General features: G+C 49.3%; 1 protein-coding gene. It reads right to left on the minus strand.

Features of this window, described 5'->3' with window-relative positions; genetic code table 11:
• Nucleotides 1–156 precede the first annotated feature (156 nt).
• A complete protein-coding gene (queA, locus tag KDK17_RS08135; protein WP_257281481.1) occupies nucleotides 157–1,182 on the minus strand; it encodes a tRNA preQ1(34) S-adenosylmethionine ribosyltransferase-isomerase QueA in 1,026 nt (341 codons plus the stop codon).
• Nucleotides 1,183–1,226 lie beyond the last annotated feature (44 nt).

Genomic DNA, 1,226 nt, shown 5'->3' on the forward strand with positions numbered 1-1,226 from the left:
CCTTCGAACTGCATGAAGCACTCTTCTCTACTCATGAGCCTCTCAATTCAGATGACACAGCAGACTGCATTCATCTGACTCATTTCCAAAATTTAACCAGCTTTTAAAGTGGGAACGGGTCCGGACTTTTTCAAGCCCGACGTTCGACTTTCTTTTTCAGGCTTTTCGGGTCAGCCACATGGCATCGCCATAACTGAAGAATCGATAGCCTTCTTTCACTGCCTCGTTATAGGCCCGAAGTATGGCGTCTTTACCTGAAAACGCACTGACCAGCATTAGTAATGTTGACTGTGGAAGGTGGAAGTTCGTGATCATGGCATCCACGGAACGGAATTCATAACCCGGAAAAATAAAGATATCGGTATCGCCGAAGAAGGGGCTGATTTCCCCGCCTCTGGAGGCCGACTCCAGGGAACGTACCGACGTGGTCCCCACTGCTACCACTTTATTCCCCCGGGCACGTGCTGCTTTGACTGCCTCACAGACTTTTTCTGGTACTTCTATGTACTCAGAATGCATTTTATGGTCAGCAATATTATCAACCCGAACTGGCTGAAAGGTGCCAGAGCCTACATGCAATGTAACAAAAGCTTGCTCAACGCCTTTATCTTTCAGACGTTGCAACATAGCCTCGTCAAAATGCAGGCCAGCAGTAGGTGCTGCCACAGCACCGTCTTTTTGAGCAAACACCGTCTGATACCTCAGGCGATCCGCACTGCCATCTTCACGATCAATATAGGGAGGAAGGGGCATATGACCATGCTCCTTTAACTGAGACAGCACAGGCTTATCAAAGTCCATGAGAAACAGCGCTCCCTGTCGCCCCGTCACTTCAGCTTGAATGCAATCATCAGCCAGAAAGATACGACTGCCCGGTTTTGGCGCTTTGCTGGAGCGAACGTGCGCTAAAACTTTTCGTTCCTCTAAAATACGCTCTATCAGAACTTCCAGCTTGCCACCGGTTTCCTTTCGGCCAAACAATCTGGCAGGAATCACCCGGGTGTTATTCATAACCAGCAGGTCGCCGGGCTCAATCAGATTTTCTACATCGGCAAACTGCCCATGGGTAATGGTTTCTGTAGGACCATCAAGCCGCAACAGTCGACTACCGGTTCGCTCCCGGGCAGGAAAACGGGCAATCTGTTCGTCGGGCAGCTCAAAATCAAAATCACTGACGCGCATAATTATGTGTGTGGTCTCGTACTAGAAGACTAAACAGTCAGAAG

This window comes from Endozoicomonas sp. SESOKO2 (assembly GCF_024606245.1).
Lineage (GTDB): Bacteria > Pseudomonadota > Gammaproteobacteria > Pseudomonadales > Endozoicomonadaceae > Endozoicomonas_A.